Origin of the sequence: Herbaspirillum chlorophenolicum (assembly GCF_001189955.1) — a bacterium.
Taxonomy (GTDB): Bacteria; Pseudomonadota; Gammaproteobacteria; order Burkholderiales; family Burkholderiaceae_D; genus Herbaspirillum; species Herbaspirillum chlorophenolicum.
Genome location: NZ_LFLT01000016.1, coordinates 46567 through 69438, shown reverse-complemented (window position 1 = coordinate 69438; position 22872 = coordinate 46567). Strand labels below are relative to the sequence as shown.

Genomic DNA, 22872 nt, shown 5'->3' with positions numbered 1-22872 from the left:
AGGCTAAAAATGGAAGCGATTAAGGATTTTTTCGGCAGCCTGATGCTTCGGGAGCTGTTCAAGGGCTTGGCCCTGACTGGGCGCTACCTGTTCAAGCGCAAGATCACGGTGCAGTTCCCTGAGGAAAAGACGCCGCAGTCGCCGCGTTTTCGCGGCCTGCATGCGCTGCGCCGTTATCCGAACGGCGAAGAGCGCTGCATCGCCTGCAAGCTGTGCGAAGCGGTGTGCCCGGCGATGGCCATCACCATCGAATCGGAGCAGCGTGCCGACGGCTCGCGCCGTACGACCCGTTACGATATCGACCTGACCAAGTGCATCTTCTGCGGTTTCTGCGAAGAGTCCTGCCCGGTCGATTCGATCGTCGAGACGCACATCCTGGAATACCACGGTGAAAAGCGGGGCGACCTGTACTACACCAAGGAAATGCTGCTGGCAGTGGGCGACCGTTACGAAAACGAAATCGCCGCCGCCCGTACCGCAGACGCAGCGTATCGCTGATTTGGATTCCCGCCGCCGGCATTGGCCGAACGGTGGGATAGGGTGGCAAAGGCCTCCGGAAACGGGCGCCGATGCAGCAAGAACCGAATGCGTGCATTGGTAATAGATGTATTGCGATGGAATCCGGCCCTGCCGTGATTCCGTGCTGACTGAACCAACTTCTGGTTGATTATGGAATTTAAAACTGTCTTGTTCTACGTGTTCTCGGTGATCCTCGTGATCGCTGCAGTGCGCGTCATCACGGCCCGCAATCCGGTGCATGCGGCCTTGTTCCTGGTGCTGTCGTTTTTCTCGGCAGCCGGCATCTGGATGCTGCTCAAGGCCGAATTCCTGGCCATCGTGCTGGTGCTGGTCTACGTCGGGGCGGTGATGGTGCTGTTCCTGTTCGTGGTGATGATGCTGGACATCAACCTGGACAAGATGCGAGAAGGTTTCTGGGGCTATTTCCCGCTGGCAGCCACCATTGGCGTGATCATCGTGCTGGAAATGGCCGCCGTGCTGCTGCGCAGCTTCTGGACCTCCGATGCGCAGGTGCCGGCCGCATCCGACACCATCGGCCAGACCAAGCCGCTGGGCATCCTGATCTATACCGAATATGTCTACGCGTTTGAAATCGCGGCCGTGATCCTGCTGGTGGCCATTGTCGCCGCCGTCGCACTGACCCTGCGCAAGCGCAAGGACACCAAGTACTTCGACCCGGCCAAGGCCGTCAAGGTCAAGGCTTCGGACCGCGTGCGCCTAGTCAGCATGAAGTCGGAGTCGACCCGCAACAACGGCACCGAAGCCGGCGCCGGCGACGGTACCCCGACTCCCGGACAACCATCTTAAGAAGGGCGAGAAGACAACATGGCAATTACGCTCTCTCATTACCTGATCCTCGGCGCGATCCTGTTCGCGACCTCGATCGTCGGTATTTTCCTGAACCGCAAGAACATCATCGTGCTGCTGATGGCCATCGAACTGATGCTGCTCGCGGTCAACATGAACTTCATTGCTTTCTCGCATTACCTCGGTGATGCGGCCGGACAGGTTTTCGTGTTCTTCATCCTGACCGTGGCGGCGGCTGAGTCCGCGATCGGTCTGGCGATTCTGGTGGTGCTGTTCCGTAACCTGGATACCATCAACGTCGAAGATCTGGACAGCCTCAAGGGCTGACGGATCGGGTGTAGGTCGCAGTCCGAGACTCGATTTAAATTTCATTTAAAGATGGGAGGCCCCGCGGCAACAGAGCGGGGCAGCCAATAAGCGATAAGGTTCATCATGGCGGGGCAACTTAACCCACATCTTCTTCTTGCCGTACCCCTGGCGCCGTTGGCGGGATCTGCGATCGCGGGTTTCATGGGTACCAAATTCTTCGGCAACGTGGTTGGCCGCAAGGTATCGCATACCGCGACCATTCTGGGCGTGCTGATCGCGACCATCATCTCGTTCCAGACGCTGCTCGCAGTGCTGGACGGCGCGACCTATAACGGTACGCTGTACACCTGGATGACGGTGGCCGGCCTGAAGCTGGAAGTCGGTTTCCTGGTCGACAGCCTGACCGCCATGATGATGTGCGTGGTGACCTTCGTCTCGCTGATGGTCCACATCTACACCATCGGCTACATGAAGGATGACGACGGCTACAACCGCTTCTTCTCCTACATCTCCCTGTTCACCTTCTCGATGCTCATGCTGGTCATGAGCAACAACTTCCTGCAGCTGTTCTTCGGCTGGGAAGCGGTGGGCCTGGTGTCCTACCTGCTGATCGGTTTCTGGTATACCCGTCCGACCGCCATCAAGGCCAACATGAAGGCCTTCCTGGTCAACCGCGTCGGCGACTTCGGCTTCATCCTGGGTATCGGCCTGCTGCTGGCCTATGCAGGTTCGATGGACTACAGCGAAGTGTTCGCCAAGCGCGCCGAGCTGGCCCAGTTGACCCTGCCGGGTACCGACTGGATGCTGCTGACCGTGGCATGTATCTGCCTGTTCGTCGGCGCCATGGGTAAGTCGGCACAGTTCCCGCTGCACGTCTGGCTGCCGGACTCGATGGAAGGCCCGACCCCGATCTCCGCACTGATCCACGCGGCGACCATGGTGACCGCCGGCATCTTCATGGTGACCCGCATGTCGCCGTTGTTCGAACTGTCCGACACCGCGCTGTCGGTGATCCTGGTGGTCGGCGCCATCACTGCGCTGTTCATGGGCTTCCTCGGCACCATGCAGAACGACATCAAGCGCGTGGTTGCGTATTCGACGCTGTCGCAGCTGGGCTACATGACCGTCGCGCTGGGCGCATCGGCCTACTCGGTGGCGGTATTCCACCTGATGACCCACGCTTTCTTCAAGGCGCTGCTGTTCCTCGGCGCGGGCTCGGTCATCATCGGCATGCACCACGACCAGGACATGCGCAACATGGGCGGCCTGCGCAAGTACATGCCCATTACCTGGATCACCTCGCTGCTGGGTTCGCTGGCGCTGATCGGTACGCCGTTCTTCTCCGGTTTCTACTCCAAGGATTCGATCATCGAAGCCGCCGCCGAGTCGCACCTGGCAGGCTCCGGTTTCGCTTACTTCGCCGTGCTGGCCAGCGTGTTTGTGACCGCTTTCTACTCGTTCCGGATGTACTTCATGGTGTTCCATGGCAAGGAGCGTTTCGGCAAGGTGCATGACCACGGCCATGACGATCACCATGCGCCTGCTGCCCACGTGGCGCACGATGCCCATGGCCATGACGACCATAGCCACGACGAGCACCACCACGGCCTGGCCCCAGGCCAGAAGCCGCACGAGTCACCGCTGGTGGTGACCCTGCCGCTGATCCTGCTGGCTATCCCTTCGGTCATCGTCGGTTTCTTCGCGATTGCGCCGATGCTGTATGGCGACTTCTTCAAGGGCGTGATCTTCTTCGGCGAAAACCACAAGGTCATGGAAGAACTGGCGCACGAGTTCCACGGTCCGGTCGCCATGGTGACCCATGCCTTCACCAGCGCACCGCTGTGGCTGGCGATCGCCGGTGTGGCAGTGGCCTACTACTGCTACATGATCAACCCGCGCGTGCCGGCCTGGTTCAAGGAAAAGTTCAGCCTGGTCTACACGATCCTGGACAACAAGTACTACATGGACAAGTTCAACGACGTCGTGTTTGCCGGTGGGGCGCGCCTGTTGGGCAGCGGCCTGTCGACAGTGGGCGACCGAGGCATCATTGATGGCCTGTTCGTCAATGGCAGCGCCAAGGTGGTCGGCTGGTTCTCGAAATTTACGCGCCTCTGGCAATCCGGTTACATCTATCACTATGCGTTCGTGATGATCATCGGCGTGCTGGGTTTCCTGGTGTGGTTCATGCCGTTCCCATTCGCCAAATAAGTTGTCGGAGTTAAGTAAATAACAACCATGATGCAGTCAACTTTTCCCATCCTGAGCCTTGCGATCTGGGTACCGATCGCATTCGGTATCCTCGTAATGGCCGTCGGTCGCGACAGCAATCCGGGCCTGGCCCGCTGGCTGGCGCTGTTCGGTTCGCTGGTCGGCCTGGTCATTACTTTCCCCCTGATCCAGCATTTCGATGTGGCCGCGCACGGTTACCAGTTCGTCGAGAAGACGCCCTGGATCGATCGCTTCAACATCTCCTACTTCCTGGGCCTGGACGGCATCTCGCTGTGGTTCGTGCCGCTGACCGCCTTCATCACGGTGATCGTGGTGCTGGCCGGCTGGAAGGTGATCGAGAAGCGCGTCGGCCAGTACATGGGCGCCTTCCTGATCCTCTCGGGCATCATGATCGGCGTGTTCTCGTCGCTGGACGCGATGCTGTTCTACGTCTTCTTCGAAGCGACCCTGATCCCGATGTTCATCATCGTGGGCGTGTGGGGCGGCGACAACCGCGTGTACGCGGCCTTCAAGCTGTTCCTCTACACGCTGCTCGGCTCGCTGCTGATGCTGGTCGCGCTGATCTACCTGTACTTCGTCTCGGGCGGCAGCTTCGATATCCCGACCTGGCACCAGCTGCCGCTGTCGATGCTGGAGCAGAAGATCCTGTTCTTCGCCTTCCTGGCCGCCTTTGCGGTGAAGGTGCCGATGTGGCCGGTGCACACCTGGCTGCCGGATGCCCACGTGCAGGCGCCGACCGGCGGCTCCATCGTGCTGGCCGCGATCATGCTGAAGCTGGGCGCCTACGGTTTCCTGCGCTTCTCGCTGCCGATCCTGCCTGATGCCAGCCATGCGCTGTCTGGCTTCATGATCTTCCTGTCGCTGGTCGCCGTGATCTACATCGGCCTGGTGGCACTGGTGCAGCAGGACATGAAGAAACTGGTCGCGTACTCGTCGATCGCGCACATGGGCTTTGTCACCCTGGGCTTCTTCATGTTCAACGACCTGGCAGTGCAGGGCGGCATCGCACAGATGATCTCGCACGGCTTCGTCTCCGGCGCGATGTTCATGTGTATCGGCGTGCTGTACGACCAGATGCATACCCGCGAAATCGCCCAGTACGGCGGTGTGGTCAACAAGATGCCGCGTTTCGCCTTCTTCTTCATTCTGTTCTCGCTGGCCAACTGCGGCTTGCCGGCGACCTCCGGCTTCGTCGGCGAATTCATGGTGATCCTGGGCGCCGTCAAATTCAACTTCTGGATTGGCCTGCTGGCCGCCACCGCCCTGATCCTGGGCGCGGCCTACTCGCTGTGGCTGGCCAAGCGCGTGATCTTCGGCGCTGTCGCGAACCACCATGTGGAAGCGCTGGTCGACCTCAATCCGCGCGAATTCCTCATCCTTGGCCTGCTGGCGATTGCCACCATGGTCATGGGCCTGTATCCGGCGATCATCACCGACAGCATCCAGACCTCGGTGACCGACCTGTTGCAGCACGTTGCGGTATCCAAGATCAACTGATCTTGACGGTTGGAAGGGTGGGGTGCTGGTACGGGCCCTGCCGGTTGAGTAAGTAACAGACAAGCCGGTGCAGCATGCCGGCCAAGCGAAGCGACAGTCCGGCTGCGTTTCACGGTGAGCAGGAGCCTCGAAGGAAGCCAACGGCGACAGGCGAGGACAGCACCGTAACTAGCGGACCGATACGCCGACGAAACGAGCGGACGAACACAAGCGGTAACTAAATGAACAACATTAATCTGATCCCTGTCTATCCGGAAATATTTCTGCTGATCGCCACTTCGGTGATCCTGCTGATCGATATGTTCCTGCCGGAAGCCAAGCGCATCGTCACCTACTTGCTGTCGCTGGCAGTGCTGGTGGTTTGCGCGGTGCTGACCATCGGCGACCTTAACGGCGGTGCGACGGTCTACACCTTCAACAACATGTTCGTCTCGGATCCGCTGTCGAACCTGCTGAAGCTGTTCACCTACCTGGGCGTCGGCGTTACCCTGGTCTACTCGCGCCAATACAATACCGAGCGCGGCATCACCGGCGGCCACCTGGGCGGCGAATACTACGCCCTGGCGCTGTTTGCCCTGCTGGGTCAGATGATCATGATTTCCGGCAACAGCTTCCTGTCCATCTACCTGGGCCTGGAACTGATGTCGCTGTCGCTGTATGCGCTGGTCGCCCTGCGCCGCGACAACGCCGCTTCGACTGAAGCTGGCATGAAGTATTTCATCCTGGGCGCACTGGCGTCGGGCTTCCTCCTGTATGGCATGTCGATGCTGTACGGCGCCACCGGCGGTTCGCTGGAATTGAATGAAGTGTTCCGCGCCATCGTCTCGGGTACGGTCGACCGCACCGTGCTGGTGTTCGGCATCGTGTTCCTGGTGGCCGGCCTGGCCTTCAAGCTGGGTACCGTGCCGTTCCACATGTGGGTGCCGGACGTCTATCAAGGTTCGCCGACCCCGGTGACGCTGCTGCTGGGCGCTGCACCGAAGCTGGCTACTTTCGCGATTACTTTCCGCCTGCTGGTCGAAGGCATGCTGCCGCTGGCGGTGGACTGGCAGCAGATGCTGATGGTCATGGCCGTACTGTCGATCATCCTGGGCAACGTCACTGCGATCGCGCAAAGCAACATCAAGCGCATGCTGGCCTATTCGACCATCTCGCACATGGGCTTCATGCTGCTGGGCATGATGTCGGGCGTGGTGGATGGCAACCTGTTCTCGGCCGTCAACGCCTACAGCTCCTCGATGTTCTACGCGGTCACCTATGTGATCACCACGCTGGGCACCTTCGGCGTCATCATCCTGCTCTCGCGCGCCGGCTTCGAAGCCGACAAGATCGAAGACTTCAAGGGCCTGAACCAGCGCAGCCCGTGGTTCGCTGCGGTCATGATGATCCTGATGTTCTCGCTGGCAGGCATTCCGCCGCTGGTCGGCTTCTATGCCAAGCTGTCGGTGCTGCAGGCTGTGCTGGGTACCGGCCAGATCTGGCTGGCCGTGCTGGCCGTGCTGTTCTCGCTGGTTGGCGCGTTCTACTACATCCGCGTGGTCAAGGTCATGTACTTTGACGATCCGGTCGACAACACCAAGATCGTCGCCACTCCCGACATGCGCCTGGTGCTGAGCCTCAACGGTATCGCGGCACTGGCAATCGGCCTGTGGCCTGGCCACCTGATGGATGCCTGCACCAATGCCATCGTGACGACATTGGCTACCTTTCTCAGCAAGGTAGTGGCATAAGCGCGGGGAAACAGTGAACGTTTCCCTGTTCAGCTGGATTGTCATCCTCTTGGCCGCGCTTGCGGCCAATTTGCCTTTCTTCAACCAGCAGCTTTTCGCGCTGGTGCCGCTCAAGAAGGATGCTGCCTATATCAAGCCGCTATGGGTTCGCCTGATCGAGTTGCTGGTTCTCTACTTCGTTGTCGGGCTGGTGGCGCATTTCCTCGAAGCCGGCATTGGTAACATCTTCTCCCAAGGCTGGGAATTTTATGCAATCACCGGTTGTCTGTTTCTGGTGCTTGCTTATCCCGGCTACGTGCTGCGCTACCTGCGCAAGAAGCACGGCTGATCCAGGCATGCGCGGCCATCCGTTCCGACGGTCGCCGCGCTGGTACCGCAGCACAAGCGATCTGGCAGCAGCATTCCGTCCTCCGATTCCTCCGGCCGCCACGGGCCGGAAAGAGTCGCGCCATTTCCCATCTACCTTCGATTTTGCGAGCCCAATATGGATGCACATCTGAGAGAAACGCAAAAAGACAGCCAGCAGGTCTATGACGGCGATTTCCTGAAAGTCCAGCGCGATACGGTGACCCTTCCCGATGGCAAGGAAGCCGTGCGTGAATACATCAAGCATCCCGGTGCAGTCACCGTGTTGCCCTTGTTCGACGACGGCACCGTGCTCATGGAACGCCAGTTCCGTTATCCACTGGGCCGCGTGTTCATTGAGTTCCCGGCAGGGAAGATCGATCCGGGCGAAGACGAACTCGCATGCGCCAAGCGCGAGCTGCTGGAAGAGACCGGCTACACCGCCACCGACTGGCAGCACATCTGTACCATCCACAATGCCATCGCCTATGCCGATGAGCGGCTCGAACTGTATGTCGCGCGCGGCTTGCAGGAAGGGGAGCGCAAACTGGACGAGGGCGAGTTCCTCGATATCTACAAAGCACCCTTGTCTGAGCTGATCGAGCAGGTGCGCACCGGCCGGATCACCGACGTCAAAACCGTGATCGGCACTTTCTGGCTGGAGAAGATCGTCAACGGCCAATGGACGCCATCGGCGTCTTCGTCTCCTGCTGCATGATGGGGTGATGAAGCATCGTTCGTGACCGCCAATGAAAAAGCCGCATCAGAGATGCGGCTTTTGTCCATCTGGAGGAGGGTACTTACATACCCGAATAATTCGGCCCGCCACCGCCTTCCGGCGTCACCCACACGATGTTCTGGGTCGGGTCCTTGATATCGCAGGTCTTGCAGTGCACGCAGTTCTGCGCGTTGATCTGCAGGCGGTCGCTGTTGTCCTCATTCTTCACGAACTCATACACGCCAGCCGGGCAATAGCGCGACTCGGGGCCGGCGTACTGCGCCAGGTTGATCTGCACCGGCACGTTCTTGTCCTTCAAGGTCAAATGCGCCGGCTGGTCTTCGCCGTGGTTGGTGTTGGAGATGAACACCGACGACAGGCGGTCGAAGGTCAGCTTGCCATCCGGCTTCGGATAGGCAATCGGCGCATAGTTGGCCGCCGGTTTCAGGCATTCATGGTCGGCATGCGCATGATGCATCGTCCACGGCGCCTTGCCGCCGAACAGCACCTGGTCGATGCCGACCAGCAGCGTTCCGGTGACAAGTCCCTTGCTCATCGACGGCTTGAAGTTGCGTGCCTTGTGCAATTCCTCTTTCAGCCACGATTGCTCGAAGGCAGCCGGATAAGTGGTCAATTCATCACCCTGGCGGTTCTCATTGAGTGCGTTGAACGCGGCGTCTGCAGCCATCATGCCGCTCTTGATCGCAGCGTGGCTGCCCTTGATGCGCGAGGCGTTGAGGAAGCCCGCGTCGCAACCAATCAGGGCGCCGCCCGGGAACACCAGCTTGGGCAGCGACTGGATGCCGCCGGCCGTGATGGCGCGTGCGCCATATGAGATGCGCTTGCCGCCGTCGAAGAACTTGCGGATTTCCGGATGGGTTTTATAACGCTGGAATTCCTCGAACGGCGACAGGTAGGGATTCTGGTAAGCCAGGCCGACCACATAGCCCACCGCCACCTGGTTGTTCTCCAGGTGATACAGGAAGGAGCCGCCATAGGTATCGTTCTCCAGCGGCCAGCCGGCGGTGTGCACTACCAGGCCAGGCTGGTGCATCTCCGGCTTGATCTCCCACAGTTCCTTGATGCCGATGGCGTAGGTTTGCGGATCGCGGCCGGCATCCAGCTGGTATTTCGCAATCAGCTGCTTGCCCAGATGGCCGCGCGCGCCCTCGGCGAAGAAGGTGTACTTTGCATGCAGCTCCATGCCCAGCTGGAATTCGGCAGTTGGTTCGCCTTCTTTGTTGATGCCCAGGTTGCCGGTGGCCACGCCCTTGACCGAGCCGTCTTCGTGATAGAGCACCTCGGCCGCCGGGAAGCCGGCGAACACTTCCACGCCCAAGGCCTCAGCCTGCTGGCCCAGCCAGCGGGTGACGTTGGACAGCGAGATGACGTAGTTGCCGTGGTTCTGGAAACAGGCTGGCAGCAGCCAAGACGGTGTCTTATAGGCTTTGCTGGCGGAGAGAAAAAGGAAACGGTCTTCGGTGACCGGCGTATTGAGCGGCGCGCCTTGCTCTTTCCAGTCGGGGATCAGTTCGCTCAATGCGCGCGGGTCCATCACTGCGCCGGACAGGATATGGGCGCCGACTTCACTGCCTTTTTCCAGTACGCACACCGACACCTCGCGGCTGTGCTGCGCGGCCAGCTGTTTCAGGCGGATTGCCGCCGACAGCCCGGCCGGGCCGCCACCGACGATCACCACGTCGTATTCCATCGCTTCGCGTGGGCCGTATTGTTCAAGCAGGTCTTGAGAGGAAGTCATGGGTGTCCCGTAATTATATGAACCGCATATTTTCGAACGATCGTGCTATTGTTCAGTATTTTTCGCCGGAACGCTAGTGGGCAACCGAGTTTTTATGCGTCCCGCGAATGAAATTTTTCGCGTCGGCGGCAGATTCGTAAGCTGCGCCGGGTGTGTTTTTCGGCAATGCCGCGTATTTTATTGGATTTTGTATCCGTCACTCATACAGATATGGCGTGAGTTGATAACAGAATGTTATGCAATGCCGCCCGTGCGCGAAACGGCGGCGTTGTTAGTGATCCGTAAGATGGTTTTTGTTGATGCCGTCAGGAAACATTGCGCCGCATCCGGTGTCGCCGGGATGAAAAAAATTTCACTGATCGATGAATTGAACAATAGAAAGGACCATGCATGACCAGCCACGCAAACGCCGCCACCGCAAGACCGGAAGCAGGAAAACTGCTGCACATCTCGAAGCAGGACATCCGCTGGGGCGACATGGATGCCCTCGGCCACGTCAACAACACCATCTATTTCCGCTTCATGGAGCAATGCCGCATCGAGTGGCTGGATGAGGTCTGCGGGACCATGGCAGTTGCTGGCCAGGGGCCGGTCATCGTCAATGCGCACTGCAACTTCCGGCGCCAGATGAAGTATCCGGCCAGCATCACGGTGGAGATGGGTGTGGGCCAGATGGGGCGCACGAGTGTGGAAACTACGTATATCATCCGTGACGCTAGCAAGCCTGAGATCATTTATGCTGATGGCGCTGCAAAAATAGTTTGGGTCGATTTCGAAAAAGAAAAATCAACGGCGCTTCCTGACTCGTTGCGACAGCTCCTGACAGGGTTGTAAGTTTCGAGAAAGGAAACTACGACAGAATCGGCCCGACACTTCTGCGAGAACCGCCACAAGAGCGGAAGGAGTGACAAGAGCTTAGCCGCCAAAAGATGTGCTAGCCGACAATTAAATTCCTGGAGGAAGACATGACATACAAGACCCAAGCCTTGGTAGCTGCCGCATTGATGACGTTTGCGATGTCGTCGCAGGCAGCCGACCCCATCAAGATCGGTGTATCCGGTCCGTACACCGGTGGTTCCGCCCCCATGGGCGCTTCCATGCGTGACGGCGTCAAGCTGGCCGTGGCTGAAATCAATGCCCAAGGCGGCCTGCTGGGACGCCAGGTGCAACTGATCGAGCGCGACGATGAAGCCAAGAACGAACGCGGCGTACAGATCGCGCAGGAACTGATCAACAAGGAAAAGGTGGTTGCCACCGTCGGTTTCATCAACACCGGTGTGGCGCTGGCATCGCAGCGCTTCTATCAGGAAGCCAAGATCCCCGTCATCAACAACGTCGCCACCGGCAGCGTGATCACCAAGCAGTTCGAGAAGGACAAGGACAACTACGTCTTCCGCACCTCGGCCTCCGACCAGATCCAGGCCAAGATGATCGCCGATGAAGCGGTCGACAAGCAGAAGTACACCAAGGTCGCGATCCTGGCCGACTCCACCAACTACGGCCAGCTCGGCCGTGAAGACCTGGAAAAGGTGCTGGCTTCCAAGAAGGTCACCCCGGTTGCCGTTGAGAAGTACAACATCAAGGACGTCGACATGACTGCGCAACTGCTGAAGTCGAAGCAGGGCGGCGCACAAGTCGTGCTGACCTACGGCATCGGCCCGGAACTGGCGCAGATCGCCAACGGCATGGAAAAGCTGAACTGGCACGTGCCTATCATCGGCAGCTGGCCGCTGTCGATGGGTAACTTCATCGACAACTCCGGCAAGAACGGCAACGGCGCACGCATGCCGCAGACCTTCATCCAGGACGGCAACACCCCCAAGCGCAAGGCCTTCATCGAGGCTTACCAAAAGGCCTACAAGGTTGACCGCATGCCTTCGGCTGTTTCGGCTGCCCAAGGTTACGACTCCATCCTGCTGCTGGCTGCCGCCATCAAGCAAGCCAACAGCACCGATGGCGAGAAAGTCCGCGCCGCGTTGGAAAACCTGAACACCAAGGTTGAAGGCGTGGTCACCACCTATGACAAGCCATTCACCCACGACGATCACGAAGCCATCAAGCCCGGCGCCGTGGTCATGGGCGAGGTCAAGAATGGCCGCGTCGTCCTCGGCAAATAAAACTGACTGACTTTTGTCGGCATCGTTTTAAGTTTAAGGGCCAGTCCTTGCGATCCGGGGACTGGCCTTTTTCGTACGGTCTGTTGGTGGATTTGCAATAGTGTGGCTGCGCATTGCGCCGTATCAGCCGCATCATCAGCGCTACCCGCACGATCCATACAGATCAACGCTGCCACCTGGCGGCAGCCGCTTCTTGGGAAACACAATGGATATCCTGCTACAGCTGGTTTTTTCCGGCATTGCACTAGGCATGATCTACGCGGTGATCGCATTCGGTTACCAACTGACCTTCGCCACTTCCGGCACGCTTAACTTCGGCCAGGGCGAAGCCCTGATGCTGGGCGCGCTGGTCGGCCTCTCCGTGGTCGGCAACATCCACGGCGGGCCTTACCTCAACTACTGGCTGATGATCCCCATCGTCCTCATCTTCGGCGGCCTGCAAGGCATGTTCGTCGAATGGATCGGGGTGCGTCCGGCCATCAAGATCAAGTCCGAATTTGGCTGGATCATGTCCACCATCGCGCTGGCCATCATCTTCAAGAACGTCGCTGAAAACATCTGGGGCAAGGACGACCTGCCGTTCCCGTCGCCGATCTCCGGCACGCCGTTCCAGGTATTCGGCGCCAATGTGCAGCCGATGCAAGTGCTGGTGGTGATCGGCGCGTTGCTGATCATGGCCGCGGTCGAACTGTTCAACCGCAAGTCCATCTACGGCAAGGCCGTGGTCGCCACCTCCAACGACCGCGATGCCGCAGGCCTCATGGGCATCAACACCCGCATGGTGATCACCTTCTCGTACGCGCTGTCGTCGGCCACCGCGGCGTTTGCCGGCGTGCTGGTGGCGCCGCTTACCCTCACCGGCGCCACCATGGGCGCGGCGCTGGGCTTGAAGGCCTTTGCGGTCGCCATCATCGGCGGCCTGACCTCGGGCATGGGCGCCATCGTCGGCGGCCTGATCCTGGGTATCGCCGAAACCGTCACCGGCTTCTACATCTCCACCGGCTACAAGGAAGTGCCGGGGCTGCTGTTGCTGCTCCTGGTGCTGGCCATCAAACCTGCAGGCCTGTTCGGCAAAACTGCGATCAAAAAGGTCTGACGCGATGAACAAGAAAATCCTGCTGCTCTCGGTACTCGGTATCGTCGCCCTCGCCGGCATTCCCCAGGTGGTGCACAACCCGTATTACCTGCACCTGATCGAAACCATCCTCATCTACGCCATCCTGCTGTTCGGGCTGGACATCGTGGTCGGCTACACCGGCCAGGTCTCGCTGGGCCACGCCGGCCTGTTCGGCATCGGCTCGTACACGGCCGGCGTGCTGTTCTTCAAGCTCGGCTTGCCGATCGTGCTGACGATCCCGGCCGCCATCGCGGTCACCGCCGTGTTCGGCGCCATCCTCGCGCTGCCCGCGTTGCGCGTGACGGGGCCGTACCTGGCGATGGTCACGCTGGCCTTCGGCACCATCATCCAGATCCTGATCAATGAGATGACCTTCCTCACCGAAGGGCCGCTCGGCATCAAGGTCGCCAAGCCCTTCATCGGCGGCGAGAAGATGAGCGAAGTGCAATTCTTCTACCTGGTCGCCATCCTCACCGTCATCGCCATGGGCGTGGTGCACCGCATCCTCAAGTCCAACCTCGGGCGCGCCTTCCAGGCGCTGCGCGACAGCCCGATCGCATCGGACTGCATGGGCGTGTCGGTGTACCGCTACAAGGTCTACGCCTTCATCATCAGCGCCGCGCTGGCCGGCCTGTCGGGAGCACTGTATGCGTATTCGGAAGAGTACATCTCGCCCAATACCTACAACTTCGAACTGACCATCCTGTTCCTGCTGGCGGTGATCATGGGCGGCCGCAAGTCGCGCATCGGTTCGCTGATCGGCGCGCTGATCGTGGTCATGCTGCCCAGCCTGCTGTCGGATATCGAATTGTTCCGCCAGATCGCCACGGTACTGGCGGTGGTGGTGGTGGCAGGTTCGGCCGTCTCGGTAGTGAAGAAGGCCAAGTCGCTGCGCGCGGTGGCCGTGCCGGTGATTGCCACCGTCATCATGGCCGCCTTCTCCTACAAGCTGGAGAACATCACCGACTGGCGCCTGACCATCTTCGGCCTGATGACGCTGTTCGTCGTCTACTACCTGCAGGATGGCATCGTCGGCTTCTGCCGCAGCCTGTTCGGCCGCATGCTGACCAAGCCGGTGCCGCTGGCCCAGCAGATCAGCGGCGACAAGAACGAGGCCGTGATCACCACCGACTCCGTCAAGGATGAAGGCGCGACGCTGCTCAAGGTCAACCAGGTCCTGATGCAGTTCGGCGGCCTGAAAGCCCTGAACCGCGTCGACCTCGACGTGAAGAAGGGCACCGTGCACGGCCTGATCGGCCCCAACGGTTCCGGCAAGAGCACCATGATGAACGTGCTGACCGGCATCTACCGTCCCACCGACGGCGGTGTCGAATACGACGGCCGCCAGATCTCCGGCAGCACGCCCTCGGCCATCGCCCTGGGCGGCGTGGCCCGCACCTTCCAGAACGTGCAGTTGTTCGGTGAAATGACCGCCACTGAAAACGTACTGGTCGGCCTGCACCACACCTTCGACAGCAATGTGGTCGACGTCATGGTCAACACCCCGCGCTATGTGCGCGAGGAACGCCAGGCGCGCGAACGCGCTGCCGCCATCCTGGAGTTCGTCGGCTTGGCCGACCTCGCCAACGAGGAAGCGCGCAACCTGCCTTACGGCAAGCAACGGCTGCTCGAAATCGGCCGCGCACTGGGCCTGAACCCCAGCCTGCTGCTACTGGACGAGCCGGCCGCCGGCCTGACCGCGCCCGACATCAAGGACCTGATCGCCATCATCCGCAAGATCCGCGAAGCCGGCATCACCATCATCCTGATCGAACACCATATGGATGTGGTCATGTCGATCTGCGACACCGTCACCGTGCTCGACTTCGGCCAGAAGATCGCCGAAGGCAAGCCGGCGCAAGTGCAGGAAGACCCGAAGGTGATCGAAGCCTATCTCGGCGGCAGCGCGGGCGATGAACCCGACAGCCACGACCACAAACCGACACCTGCAGGAGCCTGAACATGCTGACCATTTCCAACCTGCACGCCGCCTACGGCAAGGTCGAAGTGCTGCACGGCATTTCGCTCGATGTCCCCAAGGGCAAGGTCGTGACCTTGATCGGCTCCAACGGCGCCGGCAAGACCACCACCATGCGCGCCATCTCCGGCATGATCAAACCGAAGGGCGGAGAAGTCACGCTCGGCGGCAAGAACATCACCGGCCTGGACTCGCACAAGATCGCCCGCTTCGGCCTGGCGCATTCGCCCGAGGGCCGGCGCGTGTTCGCCACCATGAGCGTGACCGACAACCTGCTCTTGGGCGCCTTCCCGCGCTTCACCCGTTCGCGTCCCAAGGGCGACATCGCCCACGACCTGGAACGCGCGCTGGAACTTTTCCCGCGCCTGAAGGAGCGCCAGACGCAATTGGCCGGCACGCTCTCCGGCGGCGAACAGCAGATGCTCGCCATGGCCCGCGCCGTAATGTTGAACCCCGAAGTGATCTTGCTCGATGAACCGTCGATGGGCCTGGCCCCCATCCTGGTGGAGGAAGTTTTCCGCATCATCTCGCGCCTGAAGGATGAAGGCGTGACGATGTTGTTGGTTGAGCAATTCGCCGCTGCAGCACTGAATGTTGCGGATTACGGCTATGTGTTGGAGAATGGCAAGATCTCTGTACACGGACCCGCCGACAAACTGCAAAACGACCCGGCGGTGAAAGCCGCCTACCTGGGCGGCGGTGCGCATCACTGATGGCGAAAGTATGAAGCATCAGCGTATGCGCTCTTCAAGATACACCGGCTCGCACGTCGCTTATGCGGATAGCGTGTCGGGTATATTAAGGGGGAGACATACCTCTTGAATGCTGATTAAGGCGCACCTTCGGGTGCGCCTTTTCTTTTGGCGTTGTCGTTTCAATGACAGAAGCGAATGACATTAAAGATCACAATCCAAATTTACATCATGGGCAGGAGCATCAGGTGGTAACTCAAGGTATGGCCGTAGCGAACGGGATAGAAACATCCGTCTCATCGAGAAATGATCGGCATGTCGATATTGGCGGTCATCGGATCATCGTTTCGGCCTGGAACTACCCGGCGCAAAATGGCCGCATACCCATCGTGTTCCTCCATGACTCTCTTGGCGCCATCGACCTATGGCGTGATTTCCCGGCACAGTCAGTTGCCTATTCCGGGCACCCCGTTATCGCTTATGACCGAGCGGGATTCGGCAGATCCGATCCGCATCCTTCCAAACTCGGCCATGACTTTGTTCGCGATGAAGCATGTTCATCTCTGCTCCCTTTGATGAACCATTTCGGCATAGAGAAAGCCATCCTCTTCGGCCACAGCGTAGGCGGCGGCATGGCCATCTCCGCCGCTGCACAATTCCCAAACCGCATCGCAGCAGTGATTACCGAATCGGCCCAAGCCTTCGTCGAAGACCGGACGCTGGAAGGCATACGCGCAGCCAAGAAGAACTTCGCCGATCCGGAGCAACTGGCGCGCTTGGCCAGGTATCACGGCAACGACCTGAAGAAGGCGCAGTGGGTGCTGGATGCCTGGACCGAAACCTGGCTGTCGCCGGAGTTTGCGAACTGGTCGCTGGAAGAAGACTTGCGCAAGTTGCAGTGCCCGGTGCTGGCCATGCACGGCGACCGGGACGAGTTCGGCTCCGAGCAGCATCCGAAGATGATCGCAAGCTTGCCATCGGCGTTCGAAGGGCCGGGCGAATATGTGATGTTCGAAGGCTGCGGGCATGTGCCGCATCGGGAGAAGCCGGAACTGGTGCTGGAGACCGTGGCGGATTTCCTGCGCAGGCATTTCCAGGAACAGTGAAGCGCAGAATGTCGGCGATAAAAAAGGCGGGCATTGTGCCCGCCTTTTTTCATTGCGATGGAAACGCTTACGCCGTCTTCGCCGCGGCCGTGGCGGCGGCACGGGTCTGCACATCCCGGTTCAGCCGCCATACCAGCACCGATGCCGCCAGCGTAGTGCCGACGATCACATAACCCACCACATCGAAGTTGGCCAGGCGACCGTCGGCGCCCAGTGTGACGATGTGGCCGGCCACTACCGAGGCGATGCCGCCCGACAGCTGCTGGATCGACGCGCTGATGGCGTTGAAGGAGCCGCGCTGGGTGGGCGAGGGTACCGTCGATACCAGCGCCTGGTAGGGGATCATGCGCGAGAAGATCCCCAGGAACAGCACCGCGTTGATCACGATGATCACCGGCACCGTCACCGGGCCGAGATGGGTGTAGATCAGCACCATGACGATGGACAGGCAGGCGCCGAACATGAACACGCGGAACTTGCCGATCTTGTCGGCAGCGCGGCCGATCAGCGGGCCGAAGCCGATGGTGCAGATGCCGGTGACCATGTAGACCGTCGGCAGGTGGTGCAGGTCGATGCCGAGGTTGCCGACCAGGTAGGCGCTGGAGAACGGCATCAGCATGAAGCCGCCGGTCATCAGCAGCGCAGTGGTGGCGAAGGCGACCAGGTAGCGTGGTTCCGTCACGGTGTGGAACAGGTGCATCGACGCGCTGTGTTCCTGCTTCAGCTTCAGATGCTCGGCGACCGGTTGCATCTTCCACATCACGGCGACGCCGCCGAGCAGGCCCAGCGCTGCCATGGCGATGAAGGGAACGTGCCAGTTCCAGCTATTGGACAGGTACAGGCCGATCGGGATGCCCAGCACCTGGCTGGCGGCGAAGGCGGTCTGGATCAGGCCCATCACGCGGCCGCGCAGTTGCACCGGGAACAGGTCGGTGGCGATGGCCAGCACGATGGAGCCGATCACGCCGCCGAACAGGCCCGTGACGATACGCGCCAGCAGCAGGCTTTCAAAGGTCTGCGCCAGTCCGCACCACAGCGTGCCGAGCACGAAGCCGGCATAGAAGAACAGCAGCAGGCGCTTGCGGTCGAAGCGGTCGGCAAAGCCGGCCGTCAGCAAGCCGGAGACGCCGGCGGAAAAGGCGTAGGCCGAGACCACCAGGCCGAACTGCTGTGCGGTGATCTTCATGTCGGGCATGATCATGGCGCCCAGCGGCGACATCAGCATGAAGTCGAGGATGACGGCGAACTGCAGGAAGGCCAGCAGGCCGACCACGATTTTCTGGTAAGGCGTGAATTTGCCGGGCGTGGAGGCAACGGCGGTGTTGTTGTCTTTGTTATTCAAATGAGCTCCTTGGCTTTTTATTGGCTATGGCCGCGCGTGCACACCCGCGCGGATAGCGCGGGAGGCGGGGATGTTGCGTGCGCGTTTGCATGCCGGATGCGGCAGCAGTGAAGACGAAGCAGGGCCGGGAATATTGTGCCGGGGTCGTTGGAGGGATGGCGGACGAGCGGCAGCGGTGCGGCGGACAGCAAGAGTATGCCTAAGTGGCGCGTTGCGCAAGCTTCAGATGCTGACGCAAGCCTGACGGTGTGGCTGTCTGTTCACGCGACGGGAGGAAGAGGGGCGGTCGCCATGCAACAGACCCGGTCGTCCCGGCGCAGGCCGGGACCCGGTGACGTTTGTCGTGCGTCGAAGAACGGCGGTTCAGGCTCAGATCACTGCTTGAGCAAACTGCACTTCGACTCCGCCACGGTGGTGAACGCCTGTTCGCCGGGGATGGTTTCCAGCAGCTTCAGGTAGTCCCACGGTTTCTTCGATTCGGACGGCGACTTCACCTGGTACAGGTACATGTCGTGGATGTTGCGGCCGTCGGCGCGGATGTAGCCCTTGTTGTAGAAGTCGTCGATCTTCATTTTCTTGAGCTCGGCCATGACCTTGGTCGAGTCGTCGGTGCCGGCCGCCGCCACGGCCTTCAGGTAGGTGGTGGTCGCGGAATAGGCCGCAGCCTGGTGCGTACTCGGCATCTTCTTCATCTTCTGGTAGAAGCGCTGGGCGAATTTGCGCGAAGGCTCATCCTTGTCCCAGTACCAGCTGTCGGTCATCATCAGGCCTTCCGCATTGGCCAGGCCCAGCGCATGGATATCGTTGATCACCATCAGCAAGCCCACCAGTTTCATGTTCTTGGTGACGCCGAATTCCTTGGCAGCCTTGATCGAGTTGACAGTGTCTTCGCCGGCGTTGGCCAGCCCCAGGATCTGCGCCTTGGAGGCCTGTGCCTGCAGCATGAAGGACGACAGGTCGGAGGAGAGCGGCGGGTGCTTGACCGAACCCACCACCGTGCCGCCGTTGGCCTTGACCACGGCGCTGGTGTCGTTGGCCAGCGAATGGCCGAAGGCGTAGTCGGCCACCAGGAAGAACCAGGTCTTGCCGCCTTGCTTGATCACGGCCTGGCCGGTGCCTTTGGCCAGCGCCACGGTGTCGTATTCATAGTGCACGGTGTAGGGCGTGCATTCTTCGTTGGTCAGGCGTGCAGTGCCGGCGCCGATGTTGATGTAGACGCGTTTCTTCTCCGCCATCACCTTGTTCATCGACAGCGCGGTAGCCGAGTTGACGCCGCCGATCAGCATATCCAGGCCGCGCTCGTCGGCCCATTCGCGCGCGCGGGTGGCGGCGATGTCGGCCTTGTTCTGATGGTCGGCCGACATGATCTCGATGGGCTTGCCCAGCACCTTGCCGCCATAGTCGGCCACCGCCATGCGGATCGCTTCCAGGCCGCCGGTACCGTCGGTATCGGCATAAGGGCCGGACATGTCGGTGATGAAGCCGATGCGCACGGCATCGTTGGATACCTGCGCTTGCGCGGCGCTACAGGCCGCGGTCACGGCGAGCGTGCAAGCCAGCAGGCGCAGCGATCGGCCGCGTGGGATGGACTGGTTCATGGTGCTGTCTCCTTTGGTTTTCATCGGCCGCCTTGGGGCGGCTCGTGGGTGATGTTTTGAGTTGACTTGCTTACTGCCCGCGTTGTTGCGCCAGCAGTTGCGCGGCGTAATCGACGCGCACATCGTGCTTGGCCACCATCTGCTGTACCAGCCAATCCATTTCTTCCGGCTTGGCGCCGGCCGCCAGCGCGATATTGCGTGCATGCAGCGCCATGTGGCCGCGCTGGATGCCTTCGGTAGCCAGCGCGCGCAGCGCCGCCATGTTCTGCGCCAGGCCCACGGCCACGGCGACCTCGGCCAGTTCCTGCGCGCTTTGCACCTTGAGGATCTTCAGCGCCGCGCGCGCCACCGGGTGGGTCTTGGTGGCGCCGCCTACCAGGCCGACCGGCATCGGGATTTCCAGCGTGCCGACCAGGTCGCCGTCGGCAGCGATTTCCCAGTGCGTCAGCGAAGTGTAGTGGCCGTTGCGGCTGGCGTAGGCGTGCGCGCCGGCTTCCACCGCGCGCCAGTCGTTGCCGGTGGCGACGATCACCGGATCGATGCCGTTCATGATGCCCTTGTTGTGCGTGGCCGCACGATAGGGATCGACGGCGGCGAATTCGTAGGCGTCGACGATGCCGTTGACCACTTCCTCGCCGCTGTAGTGTTCGGTACCCAATACCTTGGCCGAAACCTTCACGCGCGCCCGCGCCAGGCGCAGGTCGGCCAGGTTGGAGAGGATGCGCAGGCGCACCTTGCCGCCGGTGACCTTCTCGATATGCGGGGCTACTGCCTCGGCCATGGTGTTGACGGTATTGGCGCCCATCGCGTCGCGCACGTCGACGATCAGATGGGTGACCACCATGGCGCCGCGCCGGGTATTCGGGAAGACATGCACCTCGATATCGCGGCAGCCGCCGCCGAGCTTGTTGAGCAGTTGGTCGCGGCTGTTGGCGATGTCGATGATGGCCTGGCGTTCCTTCAGGATGGCCAGGCGCGCGCCATGCGGGTCGGTGATGCCGATCAACTGGATCTGGGCGCGCATCAGCGGCGCGCTGCTGGAGGTCTGGAAGCCGCCGCACTCGCGGATCAGCTTGGCCATGAAGGAAGCGGCGGCGACTACCGAAGGCTCTTCCACTGCCATCGGCACCAGCACGTCGCGTCCGTTCAACTGGAAATAGCCGGCCACGCCCAGCGGTAGCTGGAAGGTGCCGACCACGTTCTCGATCATGCCGTTGGCGGTGGCCAGCGGCAGCGCCCCGGCATCGGACAGCAGCGCCTGTTCGGCGGTGTCGAGGCCGGCCAGGCGGGCCACTTCGGCCAGGCGCTGTTCGGGCGTCAGGGAACGGAAGCCGGGCAGGCGGGAATCGGTGGCGGTGCTCATGGGTGCTTGTCTCTCTTTATGTTTTTTCGCTTGACCGGGAAGGTCGCGGGGTGGCCGGATTTGGAGCAGAATACCAGTGTGTACCAATTTAAATGGGTACAGTTGATGCCAACAGTGCTGGAACTGTACCCAAGACAATTGCTTTGCGATGCAACAAGAAAAACACCGGAAGAGACCATGTCCACAGAACACCGCAGCCCCCGCACGCTGACCGGCAAGCTGGTGCAACTGATCCGCCAGCAGATCGAGGAAGGCATCTATCCGCCCGGCAGCCGCCTGCCGTCGATCCGCGAAATGGCGGCACGGCACGACTGCGCCAAGAACACCATCGTCAATGTCTTCGACGAACTCACCGCGCTGGGCGTGGCCGAACCGCGCCGCGGTTCCGGCTTCTTCGTTTGCGTGGCGCCGCCGCCGGTCAAGGACGATGACGAGGGATCGCTGAGCCGTGCGATGGATGTGGTGTGGCTGATGCGCGAGCAGTTGAAGAGCGACCCCGGCCACCTGCGCCTGGGCGACGGGTTCCCGCCGGTGGATTGGCTCAATGATGTGCGCCTGGACAAGTTCCACCAGAAGGTGGTGCGCACCGGCATCGGCGCGCTGTTCGGCTATGGCAGCCGCTTCGGATACCTGCCATTGCGGCAGCACCTGTCGCACAAGCTGGCGCAGCATGGCATCGAGGCGGCCACCGGGCAGATCGTGCTGACCCACGGCGCCAACCAGGCGCTGGACATCGTGATCCGCAATTTCATCCGCCCCGGCGACCGTGTGCTGGTGGATGAGCCGGGCTACTACATGTTGTACGGCAAACTGAAATTGTCCGGTGCGCGCATCGTGGGCATTCCGCGCCTGGCCGATGGGCCGGATGTGGAGGCGCTGGAGCGCGAGCTCAGTCAACCGGGTAGGCAGCCGGGCAAGCCGCCGCTGTTCTTCACGCAGTCGCTGGCGCACAACCCGACCGCTTCCGACACCTCGCCGCACAAGGCGCACAAGATCCTGCAACTGGCCGACCGCTACAACGCGATCATCGTCGAGAACGATGCCTTCGCCGACTTCAAGCCGGCCACCGCCGCGCGCATCTCCACGCTGGACCAACTGCGGCGCACGATCTATATCGGCAGCTTCTCCAAGTCGGTGTCGGCAGCGTTGCGCGTGGGCTTCATCGCCTGCCATCGCGACCTCGCCAGCGACCTGGCCGACATCAAGATGCTGGTGCATGTGAGCAGTTCCGAATACTGCGAGCGCACGCTGGATGTGATCCTCTCCGACGGCCACTTCAGCCGCCATACCGCGCGTCTGCGCGACCGCCTCACGCATGCCACCGAGCATGCGCTCCACCTGCTGGAACAGCTCGGTGCCGAGCTGTTCTGCACGCCGCAGCAATCGATGTATCTGTGGGCGCGCTTTCCGCAATTCGCGGACGCCAAGCAGTTGGCGCAAGGGCTGATGGCACGCAATATCGTGCTGGCACCAGGCAGCATCTTCCGTCTCGATACTGAAGAAACGGTGGCTTGGTCGCGTTTTAATGTGGGGTTGCTGGGGGACGAGCGCTTCCTGCGTGCGATGCCTGAATTGCTGAGTCAGTCCTAAGGGGGAGATTGGCAGAATTTCAATGAATCCCGCAGCATGGATACATTGTTGCAGCC

General features: G+C 60.9%; 20 protein-coding genes. 16 read left to right on the top strand and 4 right to left on the bottom strand.

Going from position 1 to position 22872, the window contains the following annotated elements; genetic code table 11:
- Positions 1 to 9 precede the first annotated feature (9 nt).
- The 8 genes from nuoI (at position 10) to AKL28_RS11845 (ending at position 8154) form a co-directional block, all read left to right on the top strand.
- A complete protein-coding gene (gene nuoI, locus AKL28_RS11880) occupies positions 10 to 498 on the top strand; it encodes an NADH-quinone oxidoreductase subunit NuoI (RefSeq protein ID WP_050468350.1) in 489 nt (162 codons plus the stop codon).
- Positions 499 to 669: 171 nt separating this feature from the next.
- Positions 670 to 1326, top strand: a complete 657-nt coding sequence (locus tag AKL28_RS11875; protein WP_050468349.1) for an NADH-quinone oxidoreductase subunit J — start codon at positions 670 to 672, stop codon at positions 1324 to 1326.
- 18 nt (positions 1327 to 1344) lie between these two features.
- On the top strand, positions 1345 to 1653 hold the full coding sequence (nuoK, locus tag AKL28_RS11870; protein WP_050468348.1) for an NADH-quinone oxidoreductase subunit NuoK: 309 nt from the start codon (positions 1345 to 1347) through the stop codon (positions 1651 to 1653).
- Between the two features lie 105 nt (positions 1654 to 1758).
- Entirely contained in the window at positions 1759 to 3843 is a 2085-nt protein-coding gene (nuoL, locus tag AKL28_RS11865) for an NADH-quinone oxidoreductase subunit L (RefSeq protein ID WP_050468347.1), read from the top strand.
- A 27-nt stretch (positions 3844 to 3870) separates the two neighbouring features.
- Entirely contained in the window at positions 3871 to 5361 is a 1491-nt protein-coding gene (locus AKL28_RS11860) for an NADH-quinone oxidoreductase subunit M (protein WP_050468346.1), read from the top strand.
- A gap of 221 nt (positions 5362 to 5582) precedes the next feature.
- Positions 5583 to 7091 carry an NADH-quinone oxidoreductase subunit NuoN gene (gene nuoN / locus AKL28_RS11855; RefSeq protein ID WP_050468345.1) on the top strand — a complete coding sequence of 503 codons (1509 nt, stop codon included), beginning with the start codon at positions 5583 to 5585 and terminating at the stop codon, positions 7089 to 7091.
- A gap of 13 nt (positions 7092 to 7104) precedes the next feature.
- Entirely contained in the window at positions 7105 to 7419 is a 315-nt protein-coding gene (locus tag AKL28_RS11850; protein ID WP_050468344.1) for a DUF2818 family protein, read from the top strand.
- A 156-nt stretch (positions 7420 to 7575) separates the two neighbouring features.
- Positions 7576 to 8154 carry an NUDIX domain-containing protein gene (locus AKL28_RS11845; RefSeq protein WP_050468343.1) on the top strand — a complete coding sequence of 193 codons (579 nt, stop codon included), beginning with the start codon at positions 7576 to 7578 and terminating at the stop codon, positions 8152 to 8154.
- Between the two features lie 82 nt (positions 8155 to 8236).
- On the opposite strand, the gene AKL28_RS11840 is transcribed toward AKL28_RS11845, so the two are convergent.
- On the bottom strand, positions 8237 to 9913 hold the full coding sequence (locus AKL28_RS11840; RefSeq protein ID WP_050468342.1) for an electron transfer flavoprotein-ubiquinone oxidoreductase: 1677 nt from the start codon (positions 9911 to 9913) through the stop codon (positions 8237 to 8239).
- A 76-nt stretch (positions 9914 to 9989) separates the two neighbouring features.
- Between AKL28_RS11840 and AKL28_RS24835 the strand changes: the two genes are divergently transcribed.
- The 7 genes from AKL28_RS24835 to AKL28_RS11810 all read left to right on the top strand — a co-directional run bounded on the left by AKL28_RS24835 (position 9990) and on the right by AKL28_RS11810 (position 16923).
- Entirely contained in the window at positions 9990 to 10307 is a 318-nt protein-coding gene (locus AKL28_RS24835; RefSeq protein ID WP_197091055.1) for a hypothetical protein, read from the top strand.
- Positions 10304 to 10747 carry an acyl-CoA thioesterase gene (locus AKL28_RS11835; protein WP_050468341.1) on the top strand — a complete coding sequence of 148 codons (444 nt, stop codon included), beginning with the start codon at positions 10304 to 10306 and terminating at the stop codon, positions 10745 to 10747. Before AKL28_RS24835 ends, AKL28_RS11835 begins: the two co-directional genes overlap by 4 nt.
- A gap of 131 nt (positions 10748 to 10878) precedes the next feature.
- Entirely contained in the window at positions 10879 to 12030 is a 1152-nt protein-coding gene (locus AKL28_RS11830) for an ABC transporter substrate-binding protein (protein WP_050468340.1), read from the top strand.
- A gap of 205 nt (positions 12031 to 12235) precedes the next feature.
- Positions 12236 to 13126 carry a branched-chain amino acid ABC transporter permease gene (locus tag AKL28_RS11825; protein ID WP_050468339.1) on the top strand — a complete coding sequence of 297 codons (891 nt, stop codon included), beginning with the start codon at positions 12236 to 12238 and terminating at the stop codon, positions 13124 to 13126.
- Between the two features lie 4 nt (positions 13127 to 13130).
- Positions 13131 to 15107, top strand: coding sequence for a branched-chain amino acid ABC transporter ATP-binding protein/permease (locus AKL28_RS11820; protein WP_050468338.1), 1977 nt, complete (start codon positions 13131 to 13133; stop codon positions 15105 to 15107).
- A 2-nt stretch (positions 15108 to 15109) separates the two neighbouring features.
- Entirely contained in the window at positions 15110 to 15838 is a 729-nt protein-coding gene (locus tag AKL28_RS11815; protein WP_050468337.1) for an ABC transporter ATP-binding protein, read from the top strand.
- Positions 15839 to 16002: 164 nt separating this feature from the next.
- Positions 16003 to 16923: an alpha/beta fold hydrolase gene (locus tag AKL28_RS11810; RefSeq protein WP_231602410.1), complete on the top strand. Its 921-nt coding sequence runs from the start codon at positions 16003 to 16005 to the stop codon at positions 16921 to 16923.
- Positions 16924 to 16990: 67 nt separating this feature from the next.
- Here the strand turns inward: AKL28_RS11810 and AKL28_RS11805 are convergent, their stop codons facing one another.
- The 3 genes from AKL28_RS11805 to AKL28_RS11795 form a co-directional block, all read right to left on the bottom strand.
- Positions 16991 to 18265, bottom strand: coding sequence for an MFS transporter (locus AKL28_RS11805; RefSeq protein ID WP_050468335.1), 1275 nt, complete (start codon positions 18263 to 18265; stop codon positions 16991 to 16993).
- Positions 18266 to 18639: 374 nt separating this feature from the next.
- Complete coding sequence (locus AKL28_RS11800; protein WP_156226305.1) at positions 18640 to 19863, bottom strand: ABC transporter substrate-binding protein; 1224 nt, start codon at positions 19861 to 19863, stop codon at positions 18640 to 18642.
- 70 nt (positions 19864 to 19933) lie between these two features.
- The gene (locus AKL28_RS11795; protein WP_269432185.1) at positions 19934 to 21418 is read right to left on the bottom strand and encodes a hydroxymethylglutaryl-CoA reductase, degradative; all 1485 of its coding nucleotides are present in this window, start codon (positions 21416 to 21418) and stop codon (positions 19934 to 19936) included.
- Between AKL28_RS11795 and AKL28_RS11790 the strand changes: the two genes are divergently transcribed.
- Positions 21404 to 22816 (top strand): aminotransferase-like domain-containing protein, encoded by a 1413-nt coding sequence (locus AKL28_RS11790; RefSeq protein WP_050468333.1) that lies wholly within the window; start codon positions 21404 to 21406, stop codon positions 22814 to 22816. The genes AKL28_RS11795 and AKL28_RS11790 overlap by 15 nt on opposite strands.
- Positions 22817 to 22872: the final 56 nt, after the last annotated feature.

Coding starts and splice junctions, on each gene's coding strand:
- nuoI (WP_050468350.1), top strand. CDS start 10: ATGGAAGCGATTAAGGATTTTTTCGGCAGCCTGATGCTTCGGGAGCTG.
- AKL28_RS11875 (WP_050468349.1), top strand. CDS start 670: ATGGAATTTAAAACTGTCTTGTTCTACGTGTTCTCGGTGATCCTCGTG.
- nuoK (WP_050468348.1), top strand. CDS start 1,345: ATGGCAATTACGCTCTCTCATTACCTGATCCTCGGCGCGATCCTGTTC.
- nuoL (WP_050468347.1), top strand. CDS start 1,759: ATGGCGGGGCAACTTAACCCACATCTTCTTCTTGCCGTACCCCTGGCG.
- AKL28_RS11860 (WP_050468346.1), top strand. CDS start 3,871: ATGATGCAGTCAACTTTTCCCATCCTGAGCCTTGCGATCTGGGTACCG.
- nuoN (WP_050468345.1), top strand. CDS start 5,583: ATGAACAACATTAATCTGATCCCTGTCTATCCGGAAATATTTCTGCTG.
- AKL28_RS11845 (WP_050468343.1), top strand. CDS start 7,576: ATGGATGCACATCTGAGAGAAACGCAAAAAGACAGCCAGCAGGTCTAT.
- AKL28_RS11840 (WP_050468342.1), bottom strand. CDS start 9,913: ATGACTTCCTCTCAAGACCTGCTTGAACAATACGGCCCACGCGAAGCG.
- AKL28_RS11835 (WP_050468341.1), top strand. CDS start 10,304: ATGACCAGCCACGCAAACGCCGCCACCGCAAGACCGGAAGCAGGAAAA.
- AKL28_RS11830 (WP_050468340.1), top strand. CDS start 10,879: ATGACATACAAGACCCAAGCCTTGGTAGCTGCCGCATTGATGACGTTT.
- AKL28_RS11825 (WP_050468339.1), top strand. CDS start 12,236: ATGGATATCCTGCTACAGCTGGTTTTTTCCGGCATTGCACTAGGCATG.
- AKL28_RS11820 (WP_050468338.1), top strand. CDS start 13,131: ATGAACAAGAAAATCCTGCTGCTCTCGGTACTCGGTATCGTCGCCCTC.
- AKL28_RS11815 (WP_050468337.1), top strand. CDS start 15,110: ATGCTGACCATTTCCAACCTGCACGCCGCCTACGGCAAGGTCGAAGTG.
- AKL28_RS11810 (WP_231602410.1), top strand. CDS start 16,003: ATGACAGAAGCGAATGACATTAAAGATCACAATCCAAATTTACATCAT.
- AKL28_RS11800 (WP_156226305.1), bottom strand. CDS start 19,863: ATGAACCAGTCCATCCCACGCGGCCGATCGCTGCGCCTGCTGGCTTGC.
- AKL28_RS11790 (WP_050468333.1), top strand. CDS start 21,404: ATGTCCACAGAACACCGCAGCCCCCGCACGCTGACCGGCAAGCTGGTG.